Here is a 24742-nt window from a genome sequence, read left to right as displayed (position 1 = left end):
AAGAAAACTACTTCGTAAGCGTATTCCAAAAGCTTTCAAAGAAAACTGCTTCGTAAGACTTCGCTTACCATAATTCGTCTCTTTCCTCTGCCTGTCTGGCAAGCTGGCGCGCTATTGCAGCACGCAGCGGATCTAATGGGATGTCTACATGTACCTTGCCCGCTACCCTTGCTTGGCACGCAAGCCTAGTCAGATCCCCCTCTAAGCCTGACAGCTTTCTATGTTCGATATCAGAAATCGGCTGAAGCTCACTTCCAGGCCGCACAGAGACCTTGCACATAAAACATGCGGCATTGCCCCCGCATCGTGTGCTAATCGGCAGATTAGCGCGTCTGGCAGCGTCTAGAAGCGTTGTACCCGGCTTTACTTTAACCGTCCGGCCTGATGGCCAAAAAGTAACCTCTCCGTTCATCTTAGACCACCAGCCTCTCGTTCTCTGCCCATCCATTTGCTCAGACTACGCTTTGCTTCCGCAGTGAATGTATTGTTCCTTTCAATTGCACGAAGCGCCTCCTCATGCCGTTCAGGCGCTTCAGCGAATGCATTAATGATCAGTTCAACTCGATCCATCCGACCGCGCAATACATTGAACCAAAGTTCATGCGCAAGAGGAACTACAACTGCTGGATGAGAAATTGCTGCCCAAGTCAATTCCTCGCCATATAACATAAGCAGCTTTCGAACTTCGGTCTCATAGCGACAGCCCAGCGCCGACACCACAAAGCCGCCAACAAGCTCAACCTGCACATTTTCGATTACAAAATGACAGAGCCGGGAACGATATATGCCTGTAATACTAATTACAGGCTCATCTACTGCATATTCAATTAAAGCTTGATAAATCGATTGAACATCCTCGTCGTCACAGTAAATATCCAAATCACGCGGTTCTGCATCCATTGGAACTCCACGAAGCAGCAAGCCGGCGCTGCCGCCAACTATCCATTTCGAGGAGCTCGACTCCGTGGCTCGTATAATGACGGCCAGCGCTTTGTGTATGCGTTCCTTTTCTGTCATCGCCGGCACTTCCTCTTTTAGAAATACGTTTTATTAGCCGCTTTGATCTGAGCATCAGCTGTTTTCACTATTGCCTGACAGCCGAGCCGGTATCCTTCTTCGAATTCCTCAGGCTCTAGACGATCCCATTCCTCATCTGTTATGCCTTCAAGCTGATCTCCGCCTTCAGTCACTATGCATCTGCAGCGTGCACAGGTGCCTCTAGCACACGAAAAGCTCCAATCCACATCGTGCTTCAAAGCAAGATCAAGCAGGGACAAGCCTGCCTCAGCTTCAACAACAGCCGTTTTGGTTCTACCCTTTAATTCAATCATAATAGGCTAAATTCTCCCTTTGTGTTTGTTCATTCCCATGAAGTATGTATGTTCCATTAAATAATAGATATAATTCCGCAAATGAATCCTATAATCAAAACGATAAAAGCGACAAGTGAGATAATAAATTTTACGACACCTTTCGTCTTTAAACGCGCAAAAGTTATTAATAAAGCGGCAATCGCCATCATCCCTATGCCAAACAGCGAAACCCACATTTTCGTCATTGCATCCATAATAATTCCATTCTCCTAATCTATATCGTAATGAATTCTCATCCATTATAACATCGGATAGGCATGAAGGGCTATGCCGGGCATGTTTGCTTTCAAACAAAAGTGCTTCCAAAAAAAAGGACAAAAGCTGACAGAGCATTGCATCGAATTTAATCATTCGAGGCGTTCTCTCGCTTTTGCCGCTGAGCTTTATTTATTCATCATCATTTTCATGATCGCTTCCATACTGCCCGCATTCATTCCGCTTGCTTTGACGGCCTTTACGATTTCATTGACTGTTGAATCGGTAACCTTCACCTTAGCCATATCCGATACTTGCTTAATTAGCTTGCGCAGCTCAGCTTCGTCTTTCATCGTTTCTGATGTTACCCCGCTGGCAATCTTTTTAACTGCATTCTCGGAAATGCCTTTGCCGGTCTTTTTATTTATGGCATTCAGAATATCTTTAGAAAGGTCTTTCGCCATACCCCTACACCTCCAGGATGCGATAGAATCATACTCCATGCATCATATGAGGGGCGTAAAGGATTGGTGTAGGCGCTTGGCTTAGCCTATTTCTTCGATTTCATGCGTTTTTAGACGACCCATTAGGTTCTCGACAGCCGTACGCGGCGACTTGTTCTCAAATAGCACCTCATATAATTGAAACGTTATAGGCATCTCAACATTATACTGCTTTGCAAGCACTTGAGCGGCTCTAGTTGTACGAACACCTTCGACAACCATACCCATGCGGCTAAGCACCTCATCCAGCGGTGTTCCGTCAGCAAGCATAAAGCCAGCACGCCAATTGCGGCTGTGCTTACTGGTGCTAGTCACAATTAAATCACCCACGCCTGCCAGACCAGCGAATGTTAGCGGATTGGCACCCATAGCCGTCCCCAGCCGTCCGATCTCAGCTAGTCCGCGTGTTAGCAGAGCTGCTCTTGCGTTGTCGCCAAACTGGAGTCCATCTGTCAAGCCTGCACAAAGCGCAATAATATTTTTAACCGCGCCTGCAACCTCTACTCCAACAACATCCGGATTCGTATATACACGGAAATGCGTATTCATTAGCGCGTCCTGCGCTTGCTCTGCCGCATGAATGTTTGCCGATGCAACTACTACTGTCGTAGGCTGCTTGCGTATAACCTCTTCGGCGTGACTAGGTCCAGACAAGACAACAAGCTCCTCAACCGGACGATTGAGTTCCTCAGAGAGGACAGTCGTCATCCGCTTCAGCGTGTCTGCCTCAAAGCCCTTCGTTGCGTGAACGACAAGCGCATCCCGTGATAAGTAAGGCGCTGCTTGCTTAGCCACCTCACGCATAGCAGCTGACGGCGCAACAAATAAAGCAAGCTCTACGCCCTGCAAGGCTTGCTTTAAATCTGAAGTGGCATTTATAAGATCAGGCAGCTTTACACCCGGCAGAAATTTGCTGTTTTCACGATGCAGGTTAATATTTTGCGCTTGCTCTTCGCTTCTAGTCCAGAGACTAACTTCATAGCCGTTGTTCGCCAGTACGGAAGCTAAAGCAGTCCCCCAGCTTCCAGCAACGAGAACTGCCGCGCGTTTTGGTGCAGATTGATTACTACTTGCCATGCTAGGCTCACTATCCTTTCTTTGCGCCAAGCTTATTTTCCGTCCCTTGGAGCAGCTTCACAATATTTGTCCGATGACGCACAAATGCGAATATACAGATCAGAAGACTAGCGGACAATAAGGGCACTGAGAAATAAAAGATACAAATAAATAATGGCGTCAAAGCAGCAAACAATAATGAACCAAGTGAAACATATCTAGTTAATGCTATGACAGCAATTGCTACAGCACCAGCACAAAGTGCAGGAATAAAAGCAAGGGTAGCTATGACGCCGACCGTCGTAGCAATACCCTTCCCTCCTTTAAAGCGGAACCAAATAGGCCAGTTATGTCCAATAATTGCTGCAAGGCCGCAAAGCACTGGAATCCAGGCATTCTCTCCCAAGAAATGACCGATTCCAACTGCTGCGACACCTTTTGCGATATCAAGTAAAAACACGAGTAAACCCGGACCTTTGCCGAGCACTCGAAGTGTATTGGTCGCTCCCGCATTACCGCTGCCATGTTGGCGGATATCAATTCCTTTTACCCACTTGGCAATAACAATACTGAATGAAACGGATCCTAATAAATAGCTTAATACAACCGCGATTACCCCGTATAACAAGCTTCTTCTCCCCTAATCTTCTTCGGACTTCCGACGTGAGAATATTCTTATTGGTGTCCCTTCGAAATTGAATGCTGCACGTATTTTGTTTTCTAAATACCGCTCGTACGAGAAATGCATGATTTCTGGATCATTAACAAAAACAACAATCGTCGGCGGTTTAATTGCAACCTGCGTGACATAATTTATGCGCAGTCGCTTCCCTTTATCGGAAGGCGGAGGATTAATGGCTACCGCATCAGAAATGACGTCATTCAGCAAATGAGTTTGAATTCGCATAGCGTGCTGCTCTGATACATGATTGACGACTGGCAGCAGTTTTTGTAAGCGCTGTTTCGTCAACGCGGATAGGTATACGACAGGTGCATAGGACATGAACAAGAAGTGATCACGAATCGATTGCGTAAAGGTTTGCATCGTTTTCTCATTCTTCTCAACTACATCCCATTTGTTTACCACAAATATAGATGCTTTGCCGGCCTCGTGCGCATAGCCTGCAATATGCTTGTCCTGTTCAATAATTCCTTCTTCTCCGTTAATAAGTACAAGAACAACATCAGCGCGCTCGATTGCTTTCATTGCCCGCATAACACTGTATTTCTCTGTAGACTCATAAACCTTGCCGCGCTTACGCATACCCGCCGTATCAATCAGCACATAGCGCTGACCGTCACGTTCGAACGGCGTATCAATCGCATCGCGAGTTGTACCTGCTACATTGCTTACGATGACACGATCTTCACCGAGCAATGCGTTTACAAGAGAAGATTTGCCAACATTCGGACGACCTATTAAAGCAACACGAATAACATCTTCGTCATAGCCGTCATCGGTTTGTTCAGGCAGAAGCTCCACAACAGCATCTAGCAAATCGCCAATGCCAAGACCGTGTGATCCTGAAATCGGAATTACTTGACCAAATCCTAAACCATAAAATTCGTAAACCTCGTCCATACGACCTGCATTATCTACTTTATTTACGGCCAGTACAACTGGCTTGCGGGAACGGAACAGCATTTGAGCTACTTCATCATCAGCATGCGTCAAGCCTGTTTTAGCGTCGACCATAAAGATAATAACATCAGCTTCTTCAATAGCAAGCTCAGCCTGCATGCGAACAGACTTAAGAATTTCATCTTCACCATCAATTTCAATTCCGCCTGTATCAATAATGCTGAACGGTTTGCCATTCCACTCTCCGGTGCCATATAACCGGTCACGAGTTACACCCGGTTTATCCTCAACAATTGCTAGACGGTCGCCGATAATGCGATTAAATATGGTGGATTTACCCACGTTCGGACGGCCGACAATAGCTATAACGGGTCTTGCCATAATTGTTTTTCCACTCCTTCAAAAATACTCACGTTAACCATCATAGCAAAAAAGAACGCTCTTGGCTAACATTTCATATTAACGATGCTTAACAAGTATAATTGTTCCGTTTTTTAAATCATGCGCACTTGCATCTAAAATTTTCTCTAGAAGGAATGAAGTTTCCTCAAGCTTTTTCTCATTTTCAACAATAAAAATAGGCGCACCACCTCCTATTTCCCCTCTATTTAGAGAAACAATCGCCTTAATTTCAGCCATGATTACCCGCCCCTTCCTCATTCACAGACGCTTCCGTAGGCATTCGAACGGCAGATTCCAATATCGGGACACGCAAAATAACTTCTTTTCCTTTATTCTCATCCTTCTCTTGAGGCAGCAGGAACACTCCTAATCTTCCATTGCCCATATCGAGCTTAGCCATAGGTATCAATGCAGGCTCGCCATCATCTCGATATACGCCAAGAATCGTTGCCAGGTCATAGAGAATAGCTTGCCGCTGTCCTAAATTGCTTAATGTAACCTTTGCGTTAGAATTGTATGGAGTTAGAACAAAGCCCATGCCTCGTTCCTCGATTATTTGCTGATTTGCCTTTAAACCAACATTCATAATATAAATATTTTCGACAAATAAATCGGGTCCATCCACACGAACCTTAGCAGGTTCGACAGAGGCAATATGTGAAATGGATTTTCCAGATTTAAGCTTTTCGACAAGCAATAAGGTTAGAATACCTGCTACAATACCGATCCAGAAATTCACGATAATGGCGAACATACTTGTTAGCAGCGCAGACATAATAACTAAATAGTTACGTCCTTCGAAAACCATCGCGATCCCTTCTATGTAGGTTGCACCACGACTGACAAGCTCCAAACTATCTATTTTCGTCAAGGTATCTCTTTCCATCTTCCGCACATCACGAAATTGCTGCGCTGCGAGCGTCAGGAAAGTAATGGCTGTATAATCTTTATGGTAGAGAGCAGGAACAGCCACCGCCCCAAGTGCAGAGGCAATAACGCCTAATGCAATGTGAATGATTCTGCCGTGCGGGTATGTCGGATACTGTCGATAGTCCGTCCGAAGCATAAGCAAGCGAGAAATAATTCCGAATATCATACCAAGAAGCACGCCAATCAACAATTTATTTTGCACAAGGAAATGATGCATTAAGATGAACGTCCTCCTCTCAAGTACCATAGTAATCCATAAAGCTTAGAAAAACTGATTCGCGCTAGCTTGACAATTAAACTGAACATTCGTGCTGTTGCAAAAGCAATCCAAAAGCTGTCCCACCACGATAAGGAACCAATCAACGCGGTATAATTATTCGGCTGTAGTGCTGCATGGAGCACTTCTCCCAATACTGCACTCCAAACAATCATTCCGAATTGATGCTTAGCTTGAAAGGTAAAAGCGCCGCATAGCACACCGGCAAGCAATGGGGCATCCCAGGCCGGATCAATCCAATAAAAAACAGGATCTAAGCTGTACATTTTTCGAATAAATCCCCAAATAGCGGCAATCATGAAGGTACATAAAACCAAATAGCCCTTATAGCTCAACTCCTCATCGCCCTTATAGGTCAACAAGCTGGCTAGCAAAAGCAAGCTTACGCTCACATGCAGTTCAAAATGTACATCATACGATGTCTGGGACCACCAAAGCGATACAGGCAGAAGAGCAGCTATGACTATGCCCAGAATGGTCATTGTTCTTCTGTTCATATCTGGAGCAAAGGAAGGCTTCCAACCCGTAGCCATCAAAATGAGAAAAACAATAATAATCCATAATGACATATATCCAGGATTCAAGTGATATCACCTCTCGTAACCCCTATTATGCACACAAAAAAAAGGAGCTATTCCTGCGATTATTCGCAGCAATAGCTCCTTCGTATAAATTTAATATTTATTTCAAGTTTTTCAACTTATCGCCAAAACGCTCTGCAAGTGAGTAGCTCATGCTCTCATTGCTCAAGCTAACGTTGGGGTTGTCGATTTTCTCGATCTTCGGTGAGCGAGGAGCACGATCAGGTCTAGCGCTAGGAGCTGCTTGCTCAGGCGCTTCTTCTGTTTCCTTAATGCTCAAGCTAACGCGTTTCTCAGCAGGGTTAAAGTCCAGAACTTTCGCTTGAACTTCTTGGCCTTCTGTAAGAACTTCGTTAGGAGTTGCAATGTGACGGTGTGCAATTTGGGAAATATGCACAAGTCCTTCTACGCCTGGAGCAATTTCAACGAAAGCTCCAAAAGGAACAATACGGCGTACAGTACCTGTTACGATATTGCCAATTGCAAATTGAGCACCTGCAGTATCCCAAGGACCTGGTTGCGCAGCTTTCAAGCTAAGGCTGATTTTGCCTGCAGCAGGATCAACTTTAAGTACTTTCACACGAACAGATTGGCCTTCAGCAACTACATCCTTCGGATGCGCTACATGCTGCCATGAAAGCTCGGATACGTGTACAAGACCATCAATGCCGCCGATATCAACGAAAGCACCGAATGGAGTCAAGCGTTGAACCGTACCTTCAAGCTCTTGGCCCACTTCTAATGAAGCCATAACTTGTTTTTTGCTTTGTTCGAATTCGCTGTCAAGCACTTCTTTCTGGGAAAGAATTACTTTGTTGTTCTCACGATCGATTTCTTTAACCTTTACGCGAAGCGTACGGCCTTTGTAATCGGAGAAATCTTCAACGAAATGACGCTCAACCATAGATGCCGGAATAAATCCGCGTACGCCTACGTCAGCAACCAGTCCGCCTTTTACAACATCAGCGACAGCTACTTCGAATACTTCGCCGCTTTCAAAGCGTTGCTCAAGCACATCCCATGCTTTCTCGCCGTCAACTTGACGTTTTGAAAGAACAAGCTTTTCTTTCTCATCATCAATACTGACAACTTTAAGCTCGACCTCTTGACCGACTTGAACGGCTTCCCCAGCGTTTTCAATCTGCACCGCAGAAAGCTCACGAATAGGAATAACACCGTCATATTTATATCCAAGGCTTACATACGCTTGGTTATCCTCGATTTTGACGATCGTACCTTTAACGGAATCGCCTTTTTTCAAAGACACGAAATTATCCAAAGCATCTTGGCTTACTTCTTCCGCTACGGATTCTTGCACATTAGTTTCTTCTGACATTGAAATAACCTCCTCAGTTCATACCCTAACTTTATTTAAATCTGCCAGCGCCTAGGGCGAAAGCAGCATTTAAAACTTCAATTAACGATTTTTAGCAGCAAGCTCGCGAATACGAGTCATAATGGCATCTGTTACTTGTTCAAGCATATCAGGTGCTGCTTCTTCAATGAGTTCCGTCAAATCTACTGGTTCACCATAACAAACAATGACTTTACTAAAAGGACGATATTTGCCGATGATAGCCACTGGAACAACCACTGCACCGCTTCGAACAGCAATCATAGCCGCGCCTTTCTTAGCCATCCCTGTTTGATTATTGCGTGAGCCCTCTGGGAAAATGCCCATTACATTGCCTTCCTTAAGAAGCGAAATAGCAGATTTAATGGCATCCTTGCTGACTCCGCCGCGTTTGACAGGAAAAGCGCCATATGAGCGGATAAGCGGCCCGAAAACAGGAACTTTAAATAATTCTTCTTTCGCCATAAAATGCACTTTCCGCATGACTTTGACACCGACAGTAGGCGGATCAAAGTTGCTTATGTGATTAGATGCGAGTACTACTGGGCCAGATGCTGGAATATTGTCCACGCCTCTTGCCTCTAAGCGGAATAAACACGTGTAAATAACACGCAGAAGAAAACGAGAAATAAGATATAACATAGTTTACTTCGCCTCCGCCAATTTGGTTCGGCTTAATTTCACAATTGCTTCAATTACTTCATCAATTGTCATGCTTGTGCTGTCCAGAACAACAGCATCAGAAGCACATATTAGCGGCGAAATATCACGTTGCTCGTCCAAGTAATCACGATCGGCAATTTCTTTTTCCAACTGCTCAAGCGTAATAGCCTGACTGTCTGCTATTTCACGGAAACGACGCAATGCTCGTTCCTGAACGGAAGCGGTTAGAAAAATTTTGAGTTCTGCATTCGGCAGCACATGTGAACCGATATCTCGGCCATCCATGACAACTCCCTTGCGTTCCGCAAGATTCCGTTGCATGGTTCCAAGCACTTCGCGCACGGTCTCATTAGCCGCAAAATGTGATACTTGTAGCGTTACCTCGCGTGAACGAATCAGCGATGTTACGTTTTCTCCATTAATAAAAATGGATTGTCCTTGCTCGCTAGGCTCTAATTCAATAATTAGTGATCTTGCTAATTGTGCTAGCTTTGGCAGCTGTTCTACCGTTACTCCAGCGCGTTGTGCGCTGAGTGTAACAGCACGATACATAGCTCCCGTATCGATGTACACATACCCAAGCTGCTCGGCAACCTTTCGCGCAACCGTGCTCTTGCCCGCACCTGCTGGTCCGTCAATTGCAATGTTTATGCGATCGCTGTCACCTTCGTGATCAATCACGTACGGTCAACCTCCTTTTAGTAGAGATGGTTGGCCGAATGAAAGTGAGAATGCGACACAAACCTCTCAAGAAAAAAGCAGGCTTTGCCTGCGAACGTGAAAATTATACCACACTATAAACATAGATGCAAAAGCCGGGCGTTAGTTCAAGTGGGTACCTTCCCACTCGTCCACCCCCGTCACCCAGTGCCTAACCGTATTAAATTGCAGCAAAGCTTGCGAACAAAGGAGTAAAATAAGCAAGATTGTTATGATTTTTCGCAAGAGTTTGCTGATTTGCTCTGTTTGCTGGAGCAGTTGTTTGCGGTTTTTGTATTTTTTAGAGGATATGCGCGTCACTTGGCTCCACCCTTTCCTAATTCAGGGTAGTTTACCAAAAAACGCGCTAACTTATTCAGCGATTGCGATATTCCAGCTGCTTCTCAAAGCAATAACGTATCACCTTTTGACGCTCGAAATCTACAATGCTCACATATTTGATCATCGCTTGTTTTCTGCCCGATTCCAGCTCAACAACTCTTACGATTTCCGCTTTAAAAGGGACATGCTCAAGCGTTCCATTGCGGAATGGAACCAACAACCAGCAATCCAGTACTTGCTCTGCGCTTAATGGCCATTTCCCATCGCACAAGAATGAAATGCCGCCGCCGCCTATATCGTCGGTCAAACATACAAATCGAGCTTGGTTCGGCAATTTAATCGCGATTTCAAGCTCAGCTGGGACACGCAGAAAACTGCGCCTTTGAACCTTTGTAATTCGCTCTGGATCAGGCTTGCGAATTTTTACTAATTTGATTCCATCCTCCTTAAAGCCGGTTACATGGGAATCGAAATAATTTTTAATGCCATCATCTGTAATAAAATAAACAGAAAGCTCGTCACCTAAAAACAGTCGTTTGTAACGCCCATTTTTATCATTAATCGGAACCTCAATAAGCAATCCGTCCTCTAAATCATCAGCAATTCTGGACTTGTATTCAATCGCAGCCTCTTCTTCGTCTGAGGAAGCGATTTGATAATAAAGCATTTGGTTTAATTTAGGCAACAAATTGGCTCCCCTCCCATTTACATGTCATTATAACACGTCGATTTGAGGGGAGCCACAGCGTTATTTGTCAGAAGCTGCCTTTTTGTCGTATGGTGACATTTCTTCGATCGATTCTTCTATGCCTGTCTCAGCATTGATGTAGATGCGATACAGAGATCCATTTATTTTTCCAGAGAACTCGTAACATAGCACTTCTTCTCCAAGGTCATTCTTGATTAATGCTAGCTGTTCGCTAGTTACTTTCATTTCTGGATTCAATGCCTTAGCGGCCTCGACTCTGGTAAGCGTAGGGCTTGGAAGCTTTCTTGTATGATGCTCGTATACATATTCGTTTGCCTGTAGACCAACGACATCGCCTCTGTCCAGCGCTACCTTGACCGACAGCTTGTCTGGATAGATCAGTACGCCATCTTGCTCGCTGACATACGTGAATGCTCCTGTTTTATCATGCGGATCGTAGCTGATCGCTTTCATACCCTCGAATCCATGCTTATTCAAAAAGGAGTCGGCCGCTGCTTTCGCTTTATTCATATCTACCTTCTTCGCACCAATATCACGCGAATTCATAAACAGAATTAGCTGCCCGCCTTTCTGGGTGAAATCCATTTGCAGCTTATTGTCTTTATTTGACTCGTAAACAGTTGCTGTAAAAGATGCATACTCCGTACCTTGGGCGTTTTCGACCACTTTAATATCTTCAGGACGTGCATCCGTAAAAGTGGCTGCTTTCTGCTTAATTTCCTCAGCAGTAACCATATTTCCGCCAAGAGTTTTGAAGCTCCGCTTCTGATACATGCTGGAAACAGAAGGCCCCCAATTAATTTCTGGATACTTACCGACCTTATCATCTACAGATTTAAAACCATCGATAATCGAATTGCCGCTATTCTCTTGTGTTGATGCTAATGTAGTTTCAACATCCATCCAACGCAGTCGATTGTTAAGAACATCCTTCTGCATACTTGTCAGCTGTTTGGAGATATCCTCCGAATTGGTGTACAGAGTCTGCAGTGTTTTAAATTCATCCGTCGTGAGGGGGTGCTTCGTTAAATCGCGCACTGATGTTTTGTAAGAGAAATTTGCAATACGCGATAAGAAATCATCGGCCTTGCTAATTGGGATCAGCGATACAGGAAGCTGACTTATTTCATTTTGCGCTTGGCTAGTTAAGCGCCATACATTGACCAGCCCTTTGCGATGATAGCCTTGCGATTTCGAGTTAACCGCAAGCGTAGTTCCTAATTGCTGATGCAGCTGCTCCACATTATACGTTAAATTATGGAAAGCCCGCTGGTATTGATTCTCCGCTTTAATCAGTATTGAGTTTTTCTCTTGCTGCTCCTGATAGCCCCAATATACTGCTCCGATAAAAAGCAAGGTCATAAATGGAAATAGGATTGAGCTGAGTCGACGGTACATAATACAAAAGCTCCTTTCTTGTGCAAAACCTGGTTTTAGTTTGGTTTGCTTAAGGGAGCTTTATACATCATTCTATTCAATTGTAATAGCGTTGTATCATTTCGTTCATAAAACGCTGTGTTCTTCAATTTCAAGATCATTCGAATTACTGCAAATACACTGCTTAAAGCCAGTTTCAATAGATCCTTTGTCTCTGCTGCCGCGCAGTACAAACTTTTCTCCGCAGACGTTGCAGCGTATCGTTACCTTTACTCTTAAAGCCTCCATAGGTCCCTCCAAATCATTATTCGAATGCCATCTTTGCAGGCATATCTATATGAAATAAGTATGGACGATTCCTCTAAAGTTTAATCTCATCCTCACGTACAAGGAAACGAAAAGGAGAGCGAGAATTGGCATGATTCATCTTTCTTAAACCCCATATCCACAGTACAATCATGAATGGGATAATAAACCACATCCAATTGGTACGAACCGTAATCATGATCCAATCATAAGTTCCATGCAAGAGCACTGGAAGCGCTAAGGATATGGCAAGGAAATAAAAGCTTTGTTTCTTTGGCGCGAATTTCGCTTTGCCTAAATAATAGCCCATCATAATGCCAAACAACGCATGTCCAGAAACAGGCAGTAAGGCGCGCATCAGCATCGTGCCGAATGTAGCAGGTGAATAAATGGCGTACAGCACATTCTCAAGCGTTGCAAAGCCTAGAGAAATGGACGATGCATATACAATGCCGTCGTACGGCTCGTCAAATTCTGTATGATTATATATAACATGATATAAAATAAACCACTTTAGAAACTCTTCTACTCCAGCGGATTCGACATATGCGAACAACACCGAATGATCGCCTAATGAAATCTCTAATCCGCGCTGTATAACCATTATCGGCACAACAACAAGTATTCCAAGCACAAACATTCTAGCTACCATATATATGGGCTCCGCGTCGTAGCGATCTCTCAGATACAAATAAGTAAGCAGCGCTATGCCTGGCGCAATAGCCGCAGTCAATATAGAAAACAACAGCATGTAGTCCCAACTTTCTTACACCCGGCTGCGATCATCAGCAGCCGCCAGCGAATGCCAGCCCTATTAGCGGTAAACCGCTTATCAGCCTAACGGGTGCGGTCTATTTCGTATATATACATTATACATCGCTAAGACCACATCCGATATACCTAATCCGATCCAAATACAAACAAGAAAAGCACCATGCAGAGTGGATATGCCTGCATGGTGCTTTCTCATGATTTCAAACTAAAATTGAAAATGATTACATACTTCCCGTATTGCAAATTCAGGCATGATTACTTTACCGTATTCTTCCAGAACTGCATAAGTAACTGACGTCGCTTCTCCATATTCTGCAAGCAAAGCAATAACAGCATTATGCCTAGATACATCAATCAATGCGGGCTCTAACGCCAGTATATACTTGCCGTTGTAGAAAAATAAACGTCCATCCTCGGTTAATGAGGAAGCTTGTAATTGCTTACATACTGAAATGACATCCTCAAACTCGCGGAAGGCGTACATGACTACATCGCTTTGTTCAAGTGTAACTTCCATTTCATATATTTCGTCATCCGTGTCTTCGTCTTCTGCAACACGATCGCCTTCATGAGCATTCATCTTACCACGGGTGACAATTACTACCATTCCTTGGGCAGGGAGGGCAAATACTTCGACCGCTAGGGGGCCGCTGGCATCGAATCCAAGTTCACTATATGCTTGATCCATCATTTCACTGAATAGTTCGTGTACTTTTGGGATTTCGCGCCACATGTCGTCCTTCTGGATCCCTCGTTCCAGCAGGTCGTCGAACGTCAGGAAAATCCGTATCTTGTCCTGACTCAGCCGTTCGATTTTCATGACAGGATCCTCCTCTGCAGCATCTGTTGTAACAGCGTATGAAATTTTTAGTAAGATGTGATCGAAATGATCAAATCGTGCTATGTAACTACTTTATCATGTCTTTTGATCGAATGCACTAGCATTGAATGAAAAAAAGAATCGCGGAAGCGCTTCGCATCACTGCCAAACGTTACTGCGATTCCAAAATACATTGCCGCTATTAATGAGCGAATGCAGACGATTCCGCTTTTATCTTATCTGCTTCTTTCTTCAATTCAGGGTCGCTGTTCACGATGGACTCAATTTGACCCCATGCAGCTTCGGATTTTTCGGCGGTACCGTCTGAGTGCTTTGGGGCTAGAGCTGTTGCCTTTGATGTAAAGCTTTTACTCATTATTTTGGACATTGATTTTTTCGCAACGGATGAGCCAACCTCAGAAGCAGCGTTTGCTGCCCATGTGACAAGGCCCGGCTTCCTGCGAGACAAATACACAGTTGCTGCGGCGCCAATTATTCCACCAATTAATAATCCCCTTAATCTCATGACCCTTCGACACCTCTTTCCTATTCGTGTTCATGAATTAGTTTGACCGGGTTCATGTACAGTCATTCCATATAAAATAAGGAAATCATTCAGGCCCCATATTTGGGCAAATATGATACAATGATGTCGATTTAAGACGACCACATTCACAACAACGGAGGCACACCATTATGAATCGTATAGCCTATGGATTCGTTTTACTTTTTCTTGGAGCGCAGTTGACCGCCTGCAGTTCTTCCAGCCAAGGCGTTAACCTTGACCATAGCGCTTCAAACCGTCCGGCAGCAGAAGCTGCATTAGTTCAGCCCGTGACAACACCAGAAGCATCCGAAGAGGCAGCGCCTGTTATCGAACAGCCGCAAGAAGCTGCTCCCCTTTATCGCATGAACAATGTATATCGCTTTGAACCAATAACTGATGGAACAACCGACAAGGTTGTATTACTCACCTTTGATGATGGTCCAAAGGACGAAACCGTAATCAGGAGCATTCTTGATACCCTCGACAAGCATCACGCAAAGGCTATCTTTTTCGTTAATGGTTATCGGGTTAAGCAGAATCCAAAGCTTCTGGAACTAATCCATGAGCGTGGTCAAACGATTGGCAATCACTCCTGGGACCATATTAATTTAAAGAACGAAAAAGACGATGTTATCGAAAAGCAGATTGGTGATTTGCAAACAGAAATCCAAACGCTCATTGGCGAGAAACCTTTATTTTTCCGTCCGCCATACGGTTCGGGTGGCGATTCCGTCAAAACCATTGCAAAAAACCACGGCATGCTTTACATGACGTGGTCTAACGGTTCGCTTGATTGGGATAAATCCGCAAAAGGCAAGCCAGATGAAGTGATTCGCAATGTAATGGAGCAGCTTCATCCCGGCGCCAACATCCTTATGCATGAACTGCAATGGACAGCTGATGCCCTTGACGAATTATTAACTAAGCTCGAAGACAAAAACTATGGGTTTATCGATCCAGCAACCATTGAGATTACTCACTGAATTTCCAGCCATACCAGAACAAACCGACTACCAAAAAAACAAACATAAAGAATAGAAGATTATAATACCATTTTGTTACCTTATGAGCACTTGAAGGAAACTTCTTGCTGCGAGGCGGCAGTCCCCCTTCATTGGAACCCGTTCCGATGCTGGACGGTTCTGCCGTCCTTTCTTGTTGTCTAGCTGCTGACGAGCTTCCAAACTTTTCTTTCCTGCTCATGGCTCCCTCCTAAAGCGAATGATTAATCCCATTATTAAATCAATTAAGAAATGAGCAATAATTGGTGCTAATATGGAACCGGATTGGATATAAATCCAGCCTAGTCCATAGCTGATCGAAAAAACTAAGCCTGTTGGTATCCAGTGTTTCAAATAACGGACATGAATGGTCGCAAAAACGATGCTTGTCCAATATGGACCCATAGCATGCTGCAATGCTCCCCTAAAGAGCAGCTCCTCGCAAATGGCGACGACCAATGAAATTACTGCTATATGCCAAATGGGGCGAGTTCGGAAAATACGTTCATTTACACCGCCGTCGTCACTTGCTTCTTCCGGTACAAAGCGAGAGATCAGCAAATCAACAATTATAACAGCAGCTGCTAGTCCAATGCCCCACCATAGAAATTCAAGTTCCTTTGGAGGAGTAAATAATGAAATTACATTTTGGCGCTGAAATAAAACCCATATCAAACCGATAATAAGAGTAAAAGCTTGTGTTGCATATAAATTAATAAGGAGCATGCGGTCGTCAAGCTCGTCAACGGACACCTTGCGAACGCGAATTTTTCGAATATCAAACTTCTTCATAGCTTCCCGCCTGTCTGCAACATTCGTATTTTCTTTTTTTACCGTTTCCCCTATACTGGTAGACAATTCGACAACATATTTTTTTACATAGAAGGAGATAACAATGGAAAAGCGTTTAACAACAACAGCAATGTTATTTAGTGTAGGATTTGTATTCATGCTCATATGCATGGTAGGTGCATTCTTCTATGGGCTTCAGCTTGGCACTGAGAAGACTGAAGCAAAGTATAAGGTCGATGATAGCACTCATTCATCTACAGCAGCTAGTCCCTATCAGCAGCAAGACTTAGTATCTTTCTATCATACTGTATTTTTACCTTATCGTGAATTTCAAAACGAATGGTTTGCAGCTATGAACAAATTATCGCAAGGAAAAGCAACGGAAGCAACCTCAAGTTTCAAGGATTTGTCACATCTTGCCGAATCGAAAGCCAAGGAAGCAAGCTCAAATGATTTGCAGAAATCTCCTTTGCTTGGACAAGCGCAGCTAAACTACATTAGAAGCCTGAAGCTATTTAAGGAAGCAGCCGATAAAGCAGCAGCAAGCGCTAAGACGCTTACATCCAATGACCTGAAGCTGCATATTGAACAAGAAAAAACGTATCTCTCAGCCACTTCATTTGCTTTGACTGCCCAGCAGGACTATTATTCCGCAATGCTGAAATGGGCTGCCACTGTTGATTTAGCAGTGCCATCGGAATATAAGGCACCTGCCCAATTAGAACTTGCACAATGGAAACAGCTGCCCCTTACTGTGAAAAATAAATTAATGGCCGACCAGCTTGTCGCTCATAATAACCTTACTGCTTATTATCCGCAGGATCTAACTAGTAGAGTCGATGAATTTGTTGCATCTGGACAAGCAGCCAGCATGAAGCTGCGAACGATGTCTGACGTTGTCGATCTGCTTATCAATACGAAAGCCATTCGAACTGGCGATTTCATGGAAAGCAAGTCCCGGTTGTATAAGCAAGCGTTATTGCCTCAGCTCCCGTTTTTCTCCAATGATGCAGGCTGAATGACGTCTAGTCTACTACTTTTAATCGTACTGGAATCCTTTCAATAAGGCTATGGCAGCCATCCCGCCGGAAACGTTGTGGAGGTTGCTATAGCCTTGTTCTTCTAAATAGTCGCATACTGCTACGCTGCGGACGCCATGGGCGCAAACGATATATAAAGGCCTCGTGTCATCCAGCTCACTTAGTCGAGCCGGTATCGTATTCATCGGGATATGATCAGCTGCTGCTATATGATAGAAGTCCCACTCAAATTGTTCTCTCACATCTATGAGCTGGATTGATTTAAATTGTTCTCCCTCTAGCAATTCAAGCATCGCTTGGGGAGTCACATCCTGCCATTTCATCATTTCAAAAAACCTCCATGTCGCTTTTTGTTGCTTATGATGCTTGAATCATAACTAAATTTTCAAATTTGATCAAGTTTGAGCATTGCATTTGTCCACTCCCTTGCTATAAAATAGAAAGGTCAATGTTTTAAGATCAAACTCTCGACCCGCTGCTGCACAACGGTGCCGGGTCGAGGGTTTTTCTGTACATATTAATCGGAGCTATAAGCTTCGACCCACTTTAGGAGGCATAATTCTCATGTTTAAAGTGTTAGTTTCAGATCCAATCAGCGATCTAGGCATCCAGCAGCTTGTTGATGCAGCAGATATCGCAGTCGACAAAAAGCCTGGACTAAGCGAAGACGAATTGGTTGCCATTATTGGTGAATACGATGCATTGCTCGTACGCAGCCAAACGCGTGTAACAGCAAAAATTATGGAGGCTGGCAAACAGCTGAAGGTTGTTGGACGTGCTGGCGTAGGCGTAGACAACATCGATTTGGATGCTGCAACACAGCGCGGTATTATTGTAATCAATGCGCCTGACGGCAACACAATTACGACATGTGAGCATACATTTGCTATGATGATGGCTGTTGCCCGTCATATTCCGCAAGCGTATATGAAAACCGTTAATGGCACATGGGATCGCAAATCTTTCCTTGGCGTTGAGCTCCGCAACAAAACGCTTGGCGTTCTTGGCATGGGCCGTATCGGAAGCGAAGTAGCGAAACGCGCGAAAGCTTTCGGCATGGAAATCATGGGTTATGATCCGTTTATGACTGAGGAAAGAGCAGAGAAAATCGGTGTTAAGCTTGCGAGCGTAGATGATATTGTCCGCAATGCAGACTTCATGACCGTTCATACACCACTTACTCCAGAAACTCGCCATATGATTGGCAAAGCGCAATTTGGAGTCATGAAACCAGGCATGCGCATTATTAACTGCGCACGCGGCGGCATTATTGACGAAATCGCACTAGTTGATGCGATCGACCAAGGCATTGTAGCCGGAGCTGCTTTTGACGTCTTTGAAGTCGAGCCTCCAGCTGAGGATCATCCATTCCTGACTCATCCGAAAATTATCGTAACACCTCACCTTGGCGCTTCCACTGTCGAAGCACAAGAAAACGTAGCGATTGACGTATCCGAGCAAGTAATTCATATTTTGCGTAATGAGCCGTTCAGCAACGCTGTTAATATGCCTCCGATTCCAGCTAACCTGCAAAGCATTCTACAGCCGTATTTCACGCTTGGCGAGAAGCTTGGCAGCTTCATAGCACAATCTACAGACGGTGCTGTGACTGAAATTGTTGTCGGCTACGCTGGCGAGCTTGCAGAAGTGGATACACAGCCTCTCACCCGTCATATTGTACGCGGTGTACTTGCACATCATCTTGGCATTGAGCAAGTTAACGTGGTTAACTCCCTCCACCTTGCGAAAGTTCGTGATGTGAACATCGTGATCCAGAAATCGCATGCATCGAAGGATTTCACAAATCTTGTAACGGTTGCACTTCGCACGAAGAAAGAGGAGCGCATCGTTTCTGGAACACTGTTGACTGGCTATGGCCCTCGAATTGTTAATATCGATAAGTTCCCTGTTGATGTAACGCCGGAAGGCAATCTGATTCTTATTTCACATAACGACAAGCCCGGAATTATCGGTCGTGTCGGCACGCTGCTTGGCAGCAACGATGTGAACATCGCTACGATGCAAGTTGGTCGTCAGCTTGAAGGCGGATCAGCAATCATGGTACTTAGAGTAGATAAACGCACACCAAAAGATGTGTTAGAACAGCTTGCTAGCTTGCCTGAAATCAACACAGCGCAAGAAATTATTGTTTAGTGCTAAAGTAACTAAACATCTCTTAAAATAATAAAGAGCCAGCCGGTAATCCGGCTGGCTCTTTATGTTTCACGAACAACAATAATAATCTGCTGTTTTCTACAAAAAAAGCGCTCCATAGGGAGCGCTTTGACAACTACTGATGAGCTTCGACAGGGAGTACCAGCGTAAATGCTGTGCCTGTGCCGGCCGAGCTCTCAACTACAATTCTGCCGTGATGAAGCTCGATTAAATTTCGAACAATCGCAAGCCCAAGGCCAGTGCCGCTTGAGGAACCCCGTTTGCGTGATTTATCCGCTTTATAGAACCGTTCAAATATATAAGGAACATCTTCTGTTGGTATGCCTTGTCCCTCATCCTTCACCATAAGCTGAACATATTCAACATCATTCTCAATCACTAGTTTGCCTGATATGGTTACCGCTTTACCAGAGGGCGTATGACGAAGCGCATTATCCATTAAATTCGTCAGCACTTGTTCCAGCCGATCCTCATCCGCTTCCTTAACCAGCAGCGGCTGGTCAGGCAGTTCAGCGAACAGCCTGACTTCCCGTTCCTTAGCAAATACTTGAAATTTACGGTGTACACGTTTCACAACATGTCTAAGATCGATTTCTTGAAAATTCATGTCGGTATGTCCAGCTTCCATTCGAGCGATATCCAGAAAATCATTGACCAGCCTTCCCATTCGAAGAGATTCATCGTGAATCACTTGAACAAGATCTTTCCGATCTTCCGGCGAGACGACGATGTCATCAAGAAGCGCCTCGCTATAGCCCTGGAGCATGGAAAGCGGTGTTCGGATCTCATGAGATATATTTGCTACGAAGTCTCTTCTCAGCTTCTCAAGCTTGTGCTCCTCGGTCACATTACGCATAACAGCAACAGCACCGCGAACAACGCCTTTCGATTGAAGCGGGGCCATAACGACTGACCACACACTGCTCAGCACATTTATTTTATCGGTGCCATCACAGCCCTCTTCCATTACTTTATGAAACAATTCTCGTAGCGGAATAGGTACCTCTGAGTTGGAAGCTCCATTATCGAATAAATCCTCTTGCCAGGCGAACTCGATTCCCGACCATTGATTAATAAGCAGATGCCCGCTTGGATTTGTTAGAATAACCTTCCCCTCAGCATCAAAAGTGATAACCGAATCACCCATGCTTCGCAAAATACTGGATAAGTGATTCTTCTCATGATTAATATCATGAATCAGCTTATCGAGCTGCTCCGTCATATGATTGAAGGTATTCGCTAATTCGCCTATCTCATCGGAGGAGCGAATGTTTACCCGTGTGCTGTAATCTCCTTGCGACACAGAATCAGCAGCCTTCTTTAGCTGAAGCAGCGGTTGCTGAATCTTCGTAGATAAGAAAAAAGCAAAGAAGGTGGATAACAGAAATCCAATGACGGCAGTAAGAATGAACAGAAACTTTACTTTATAGGCATCGTCGAACGAAATAATATCGACATATTGGATCAAGAATCCTCCGACGATAAGCAAAACAACGGCAACAAGCAGCATAATGCCGCCCCACAGCTTCACCACTACACTGCGGAGCAGCTTTCCGAACGTACGGTGCCACAAGTTCATTTACTTAGGCACCTCAAGCTTATAGCCGACGCCCCATACGGTTGTAATCATTGCAGCAGCATCAGGGGATACTTTGTTGAGCTTCTCGCGAAGCCGCTTCACATGCGTGTCCACTGTGCGTAAATCGCCGAAAAACTCATAATTCCACACATCTTTGAGCAATTCCTCACGAGAGAACACTTTATCCGGCGATACGGCCAAGTAATGAAGCAGCTCATATTCCTTCGGAGTGAGACTTACCTCTTGTCCTCCTGCCGATACTCGGTGCGCATCATGCTCAATGACCAAATTCGGAAAAACGATATTATTGCTTGAATTAATTTCTTTCGTCAGAAACGCAGTTGCTGAAGAACGTCGCAAAATGGCTTTGACGCGATAAATAACTTCACGCGGACTAAATGGCTTTACAACATAATCATCTGCTCCAACCTCAAACCCTTGCACGCGATTCATTTCTTCGCCTTTTGCCGTGAGCATAATGACAGGTGTTGCCTTGACCTGACGCAGACGAGAGCACACCTCAATACCATCGATGCCCGGGAGCATCACATCAAGCAATATAAGGGCGTAATCTGTACTTGACGCTAACCGCAGCGCCGTTTCGCCATCTTCGGCCTCATCAATCGTGTAGCCTTCCTTCTCTAAATACATTTTGAGAAGTCGACGAATTCTTTCTTCATCATCTACCACTAGAATACGACTTGAATAATCAGACATTCGGCATTACTCCTCTTCATTTTGGATTATGTTCCGGAATACGAGTGCAATCCAGCAATTACCAGGTTAACCCCAACTAGGGTGAACAATACAATGACAAACCCTATTACTGCAAGCCATGCGGAGCGGCGTCCTTGCCAGCCGCGCGATAAGCGGAAATGCAGATAGGCGCTATAGTACAACCATGTAATAAGAGCCCATACTTCCTTCGGATCCCAACCCCAGAAACGTCCCCATGCGATATTCGCCCAAATCATCGCAAATATGAGTGCACCAAGCGTAAAGATTGGATAACCAATAGCTATCGCGCGATTGCTAATTTCATCCAAGTCTTCAGGGTCAATACCCTCCATCATCGGATGAATAACAGCACCAAGCGGTTTACGGAACACGAGACGCAATAAACCATACAAGATTGAGCCGGAAATGATGGACCAAATGACTGTGTTCAGCTTACGGCCTGAGTTCACGCCAGTCATCCAACTAGGTGCTTCAAACAACGGCTTATCCATTCCAAGGAATGACTCATATTTGACGATATCACTATTATACGGCTTAACAATAGACGGCATGTAATAAATAACCGTTTCCGATACGGTTGACTCTATCCCTTTAGCGTCAATCGTCGATTTTTCTTGAATAAACTCCGTTTCATAGCCCATACCGCGGAAAGCGAATACGGCAATGATGAATCCAACAAGAAGTACAATGGAATACAAGGAAAACTCTACCCAAAATTCGGCTCTTTTTTCTTCTTTTGTTTTCCCTTTGAAATCAATGACCCGAAGCAGATACATCAATCCAGCGGCAAAGCCGACTGCAAAGAATGCTTCACCAAGCGCTGCCGTCGTAACATGCACCTTCAGCCATACCGAGCTAAGCGCTGGAATAAGCGGCTGCACATCCTGAGGAAAAACGGATGCATAAGCAACAATGATAATCGTTAAAGGCAAGGCGAACATACCAAGCAGCGCTTTTCTGTAAATAGCGTATACAATTGTAAAGGCAATCATAATGGCCATCCCTAGAAAAGTCATAAATTCATACATATTACTTGTTGGAATTTGACCGCTGCCCGCCCAGCGAGTGAAGAAAAATGTAAGATGTGCGGCTAATCCAAGACTTGATGTAATGAAAGCAATTCTACCCCAGCGCTTCTCATGCTTTAGCGGGTCACGGTTGCTCCATTTCTTGCCTGCAATGGCAAGCACATAAAAAAGAAATGCAAAACAATAAAGAAAAAATGCGGTTATAAACGCATCACTGCTAAAATCAACTAAACTCACGCGTTGTTCCCTCCGTTATCAAGCGACTTCGAATCTACGGTTATTCCTATTTTTTGAAGCGCCCATGCAACATCAGAGCGCATACCGTACCAGTTTTTATTTGTATGTGCTCCTAAGGAAAGCTGCCCGTCATCCACACGAAGCCAAATTCTACGATGCTGCCAATAGGAACCCATTAGAAGGCCAATCATAGAAAAGGTTGCTCCAATCCATACATAAGGAAGTGCCTTGTCCATTCGTACATTTAAATAAGTGGACGCTTCTGAAAAATCGACATTTTCCATCCCATCGACTTTAATTTCGATTTTGTCAGATATCGCTTGATTTAAAGTATCCTGCGAGAATCTCACTTTATCCTTCTGCATTGGGAAATAGATGTACGGCTCTCCTTCAGGAGCAAGACCCGGCCCTCTAACCGTAAAAATAAATGCAGGTGCAACAGGATCCCGTGACAAGGTTGTCGGTTCACCGTCGTCGCCTATTGCAAACTCCATATAATTGGCATACAAATCAAGCGTATAAGGCCCAAGCTTATGCTGCAGAGCAGAGTCCTTCATAGGCAGGTCCATCGGACCATACGTTTCGCCAGTTACTTTATTCACAAGTACAGGATGAACGGCGTTTAAACGAGGTGTCAAATCGAAATCAAATTGGTACAGCTTTAGCCCTTTGTATTTAAGCGGGTCGTTCACAACAATGTTGTGGCGCTTCACTTCGGCTAGAACCGGCTTTTCCTTTGGATCATTACAGTTGCTTGTACATTCGTATAGCACCGCTTTGGTCTCAAACAGCTTGGCTCTCGCTTTACCCTTCAGCTTCTCAGGCAATTCCTCATCTTTATAAAATTCAACCGTAAACTTTTCGTTTTTCACAAAATAATTCGTTTCCGGTATTTGAACTGTATCCCCGTCCGATATCGTTATGTAGCTGTCCATTTGCCAGTCAGGAATACTGCGCGCCAATATCGCGAGTAGAAACAGAATGAGACCAATATGATTAATATAAGGGCCCCAACGGCTAAATCGATTTTTCTCCGCCAAGAGCGCTGTTCCTTCTGTATGAATACGGTAGCCTTTTCTTTTCAGCTGTGCGCCAAACTTCTCAACCCATTGCTCCGAATCGCCTTCAATGGTTTGCTTGTAAACCGTTTTTTGACGATGTATAAACTGCAAATGCTTACGGATTTGCTGCTTATTGAGTGCGCGGTATAGAGGCAATATTCGGTCAAGACTACAAATAACCAAGGAAGTTCCAATCATGACAAGCAATCCAATAAACCACCAGGACTCATAAGTATGCGATAATCCAAGCAAATAATAGATCTTGCCCGGCAATCCATAGGCATCCTCATAATAAAACGAAGGATCAAAGCTGTTAATGAACGTATTCTCTTGCGGAAAAATAGTGCCCAGCATGGCAGTTAGAAATGTCAACACAATCAAATAAATCGCAATCTTCACAGACGAGAAAAAATTCCATATACGATCAATAATATTTGGATTACTCTTCTGTGAACGGCGGGCGACTCCGTCATAACGCATTTCTAAAGGCAAATCTGGGCTATCATTATTCTCGAGAGGCTTGCCGCAGCTCTCGCATAATACTGTTCCGACCGCATTCTGATGGCCGCACTCGCATTTTGTGTTTTCTAGCACTGACACC

Annotated in this window: 30 protein-coding genes; 3 read left to right on the top strand and 27 right to left on the bottom strand. The window is 44.4% G+C overall.

Annotated elements, in window-relative coordinates:
- Positions 1-64: 64 nt before the first annotated feature.
- The 20 genes from CEF13_RS11405 to CEF13_RS11310 all read right to left on the bottom strand — a co-directional run bounded on the left by CEF13_RS11405 (position 65) and on the right by CEF13_RS11310 (position 14469).
- Positions 65-412, bottom strand: coding sequence for a 2Fe-2S iron-sulfur cluster-binding protein (locus tag CEF13_RS11405; RefSeq protein WP_102710794.1), 348 nt, complete (start codon positions 410-412; stop codon positions 65-67).
- Positions 409-1017 carry a nucleotidyltransferase family protein gene (locus tag CEF13_RS11400; RefSeq protein ID WP_102710793.1) on the bottom strand — a complete coding sequence of 203 codons (609 nt, stop codon included), beginning with the start codon at positions 1015-1017 and terminating at the stop codon, positions 409-411. Before CEF13_RS11400 ends, CEF13_RS11405 begins: the two co-directional genes overlap by 4 nt.
- Before the next feature lie 17 nt (positions 1018-1034).
- Entirely contained in the window at positions 1035-1331 is a 297-nt protein-coding gene (locus CEF13_RS11395; protein ID WP_102710792.1) for a 2Fe-2S iron-sulfur cluster-binding protein, read from the bottom strand.
- 56 nt (positions 1332-1387) lie between these two features.
- Positions 1388-1567: a DUF2768 family protein gene (locus CEF13_RS11390; protein ID WP_102710791.1), complete on the bottom strand. Its 180-nt coding sequence runs from the start codon at positions 1565-1567 to the stop codon at positions 1388-1390.
- 189 nt (positions 1568-1756) lie between these two features.
- The gene (locus CEF13_RS11385) at positions 1757-2032 is read right to left on the bottom strand and encodes a stage VI sporulation protein F (protein WP_102710790.1); all 276 of its coding nucleotides are present in this window, start codon (positions 2030-2032) and stop codon (positions 1757-1759) included.
- A gap of 81 nt (positions 2033-2113) precedes the next feature.
- Positions 2114-3148, bottom strand: a complete 1035-nt coding sequence (locus CEF13_RS11380; protein WP_102710789.1) for an NAD(P)H-dependent glycerol-3-phosphate dehydrogenase — start codon at positions 3146-3148, stop codon at positions 2114-2116.
- Positions 3149-3158: 10 nt separating this feature from the next.
- Entirely contained in the window at positions 3159-3755 is a 597-nt protein-coding gene (gene plsY, locus CEF13_RS11375) for a glycerol-3-phosphate 1-O-acyltransferase PlsY (protein ID WP_102710788.1), read from the bottom strand.
- 12 nt (positions 3756-3767) lie between these two features.
- Positions 3768-5090: a ribosome biogenesis GTPase Der gene (der, locus tag CEF13_RS11370; RefSeq protein WP_102710787.1), complete on the bottom strand. Its 1323-nt coding sequence runs from the start codon at positions 5088-5090 to the stop codon at positions 3768-3770.
- 78 nt (positions 5091-5168) lie between these two features.
- Entirely contained in the window at positions 5169-5348 is a 180-nt protein-coding gene (locus CEF13_RS11365; protein ID WP_102710786.1) for a capping complex subunit for YIEGIA, read from the bottom strand.
- A complete protein-coding gene (locus tag CEF13_RS11360) occupies positions 5341-6258 on the bottom strand; it encodes a YIEGIA family protein (protein ID WP_102710785.1) in 918 nt (305 codons plus the stop codon). Before CEF13_RS11360 ends, CEF13_RS11365 begins: the two co-directional genes overlap by 8 nt.
- A complete protein-coding gene (locus CEF13_RS11355; RefSeq protein WP_102710784.1) occupies positions 6258-6902 on the bottom strand; it encodes a YphA family membrane protein in 645 nt (214 codons plus the stop codon). The genes CEF13_RS11360 and CEF13_RS11355 overlap by 1 nt, the downstream gene beginning before the upstream one ends.
- Before the next feature lie 97 nt (positions 6903-6999).
- Positions 7000-8235 carry a 30S ribosomal protein S1 gene (gene rpsA, locus CEF13_RS11350; RefSeq protein WP_102710783.1) on the bottom strand — a complete coding sequence of 412 codons (1236 nt, stop codon included), beginning with the start codon at positions 8233-8235 and terminating at the stop codon, positions 7000-7002.
- Positions 8236-8316: 81 nt separating this feature from the next.
- Positions 8317-8895 carry a lysophospholipid acyltransferase family protein gene (locus tag CEF13_RS11345; RefSeq protein ID WP_102710782.1) on the bottom strand — a complete coding sequence of 193 codons (579 nt, stop codon included), beginning with the start codon at positions 8893-8895 and terminating at the stop codon, positions 8317-8319.
- A 3-nt stretch (positions 8896-8898) separates the two neighbouring features.
- Positions 8899-9597 (bottom strand): (d)CMP kinase, encoded by a 699-nt coding sequence (cmk, locus tag CEF13_RS11340; protein ID WP_102710781.1) that lies wholly within the window; start codon positions 9595-9597, stop codon positions 8899-8901.
- 394 nt (positions 9598-9991) lie between these two features.
- Positions 9992-10645: a flagellar brake protein gene (locus tag CEF13_RS11330; protein WP_102710779.1), complete on the bottom strand. Its 654-nt coding sequence runs from the start codon at positions 10643-10645 to the stop codon at positions 9992-9994.
- A gap of 60 nt (positions 10646-10705) precedes the next feature.
- Positions 10706-12064 (bottom strand): germination protein YpeB, encoded by a 1359-nt coding sequence (ypeB, locus tag CEF13_RS11325; RefSeq protein ID WP_102710778.1) that lies wholly within the window; start codon positions 12062-12064, stop codon positions 10706-10708.
- A gap of 105 nt (positions 12065-12169) precedes the next feature.
- Positions 12170-12331, bottom strand: a complete 162-nt coding sequence (locus CEF13_RS28765; protein ID WP_166742831.1) for a hypothetical protein — start codon at positions 12329-12331, stop codon at positions 12170-12172.
- Positions 12332-12404: 73 nt separating this feature from the next.
- Complete coding sequence (prsW, locus tag CEF13_RS11320; RefSeq protein ID WP_102710777.1) at positions 12405-13100, bottom strand: glutamic-type intramembrane protease PrsW; 696 nt, start codon at positions 13098-13100, stop codon at positions 12405-12407.
- 228 nt (positions 13101-13328) lie between these two features.
- On the bottom strand, positions 13329-13943 hold the full coding sequence (locus tag CEF13_RS11315) for a genetic competence negative regulator (protein WP_102710776.1): 615 nt from the start codon (positions 13941-13943) through the stop codon (positions 13329-13331).
- Positions 13944-14145: 202 nt separating this feature from the next.
- The gene (locus CEF13_RS11310) at positions 14146-14469 is read right to left on the bottom strand and encodes a hypothetical protein (protein ID WP_102710775.1); all 324 of its coding nucleotides are present in this window, start codon (positions 14467-14469) and stop codon (positions 14146-14148) included.
- 170 nt (positions 14470-14639) lie between these two features.
- Between CEF13_RS11310 and CEF13_RS11305 the strand changes: the two genes are divergently transcribed.
- Complete coding sequence (locus CEF13_RS11305) at positions 14640-15473, top strand: polysaccharide deacetylase family protein (protein WP_102710774.1); 834 nt, start codon at positions 14640-14642, stop codon at positions 15471-15473.
- Here the strand turns inward: CEF13_RS11305 and CEF13_RS11300 are convergent.
- On the bottom strand, positions 15463-15693 hold the full coding sequence (locus CEF13_RS11300) for a hypothetical protein (protein WP_102710773.1): 231 nt from the start codon (positions 15691-15693) through the stop codon (positions 15463-15465). The two genes, CEF13_RS11305 and CEF13_RS11300, sit on opposite strands and share 11 nt — an antisense overlap.
- Positions 15690-16283, bottom strand: coding sequence for a CPBP family intramembrane glutamic endopeptidase (locus tag CEF13_RS11295; RefSeq protein ID WP_102710772.1), 594 nt, complete (start codon positions 16281-16283; stop codon positions 15690-15692). Before CEF13_RS11295 ends, CEF13_RS11300 begins: the two co-directional genes overlap by 4 nt.
- 103 nt (positions 16284-16386) lie before the next feature.
- Here CEF13_RS11295 and CEF13_RS11290 point away from each other — a divergent pair, with 103 nt between their 5' ends.
- Positions 16387-17301 carry a hypothetical protein gene (locus CEF13_RS11290; RefSeq protein WP_102710771.1) on the top strand — a complete coding sequence of 305 codons (915 nt, stop codon included), beginning with the start codon at positions 16387-16389 and terminating at the stop codon, positions 17299-17301.
- 21 nt (positions 17302-17322) lie between these two features.
- Here CEF13_RS11290 and CEF13_RS11285 read toward each other — a convergent pair whose 3' ends face one another.
- Positions 17323-17649, bottom strand: coding sequence for a rhodanese-like domain-containing protein (locus CEF13_RS11285; RefSeq protein WP_102710770.1), 327 nt, complete (start codon positions 17647-17649; stop codon positions 17323-17325).
- A 238-nt stretch (positions 17650-17887) separates the two neighbouring features.
- Between CEF13_RS11285 and serA the strand changes: the two genes are divergently transcribed.
- Positions 17888-19477 (top strand): phosphoglycerate dehydrogenase, encoded by a 1590-nt coding sequence (serA, locus tag CEF13_RS11280; protein WP_102710769.1) that lies wholly within the window; start codon positions 17888-17890, stop codon positions 19475-19477.
- 136 nt (positions 19478-19613) lie between these two features.
- Here the strand turns inward: serA and CEF13_RS11275 are convergent, their stop codons facing one another.
- The 4 genes from CEF13_RS11275 to resB are packed head-to-tail and all read right to left on the bottom strand — an operon-like array spanning position 19614 to position 24735.
- Positions 19614-21077: a HAMP domain-containing sensor histidine kinase gene (locus CEF13_RS11275; protein WP_102710768.1), complete on the bottom strand. Its 1464-nt coding sequence runs from the start codon at positions 21075-21077 to the stop codon at positions 19614-19616.
- A complete protein-coding gene (locus tag CEF13_RS11270; protein ID WP_102710767.1) occupies positions 21078-21794 on the bottom strand; it encodes a response regulator transcription factor in 717 nt (238 codons plus the stop codon). It abuts the gene before it with no gap.
- A 26-nt stretch (positions 21795-21820) separates the two neighbouring features.
- Positions 21821-23080 carry a cytochrome c biogenesis protein CcsA gene (gene ccsA, locus CEF13_RS11265; protein ID WP_102710766.1) on the bottom strand — a complete coding sequence of 420 codons (1260 nt, stop codon included), beginning with the start codon at positions 23078-23080 and terminating at the stop codon, positions 21821-21823.
- Complete coding sequence (gene resB, locus CEF13_RS11260) at positions 23077-24735, bottom strand: cytochrome c biogenesis protein ResB (protein ID WP_102716344.1); 1659 nt, start codon at positions 24733-24735, stop codon at positions 23077-23079. Before resB ends, ccsA begins: the two co-directional genes overlap by 4 nt.
- Between the last annotated feature and the right edge of the window lie 7 nt (positions 24736-24742).

The sequence above is a fragment of the Paenibacillus castaneae genome, assembly GCF_002884445.1.
GTDB classification, from domain to species: Bacteria; Bacillota; Bacilli; order Paenibacillales; family Paenibacillaceae; genus Pristimantibacillus; species Pristimantibacillus castaneae.
This window is presented reverse-complemented; position numbering and strand designations above follow the sequence as displayed.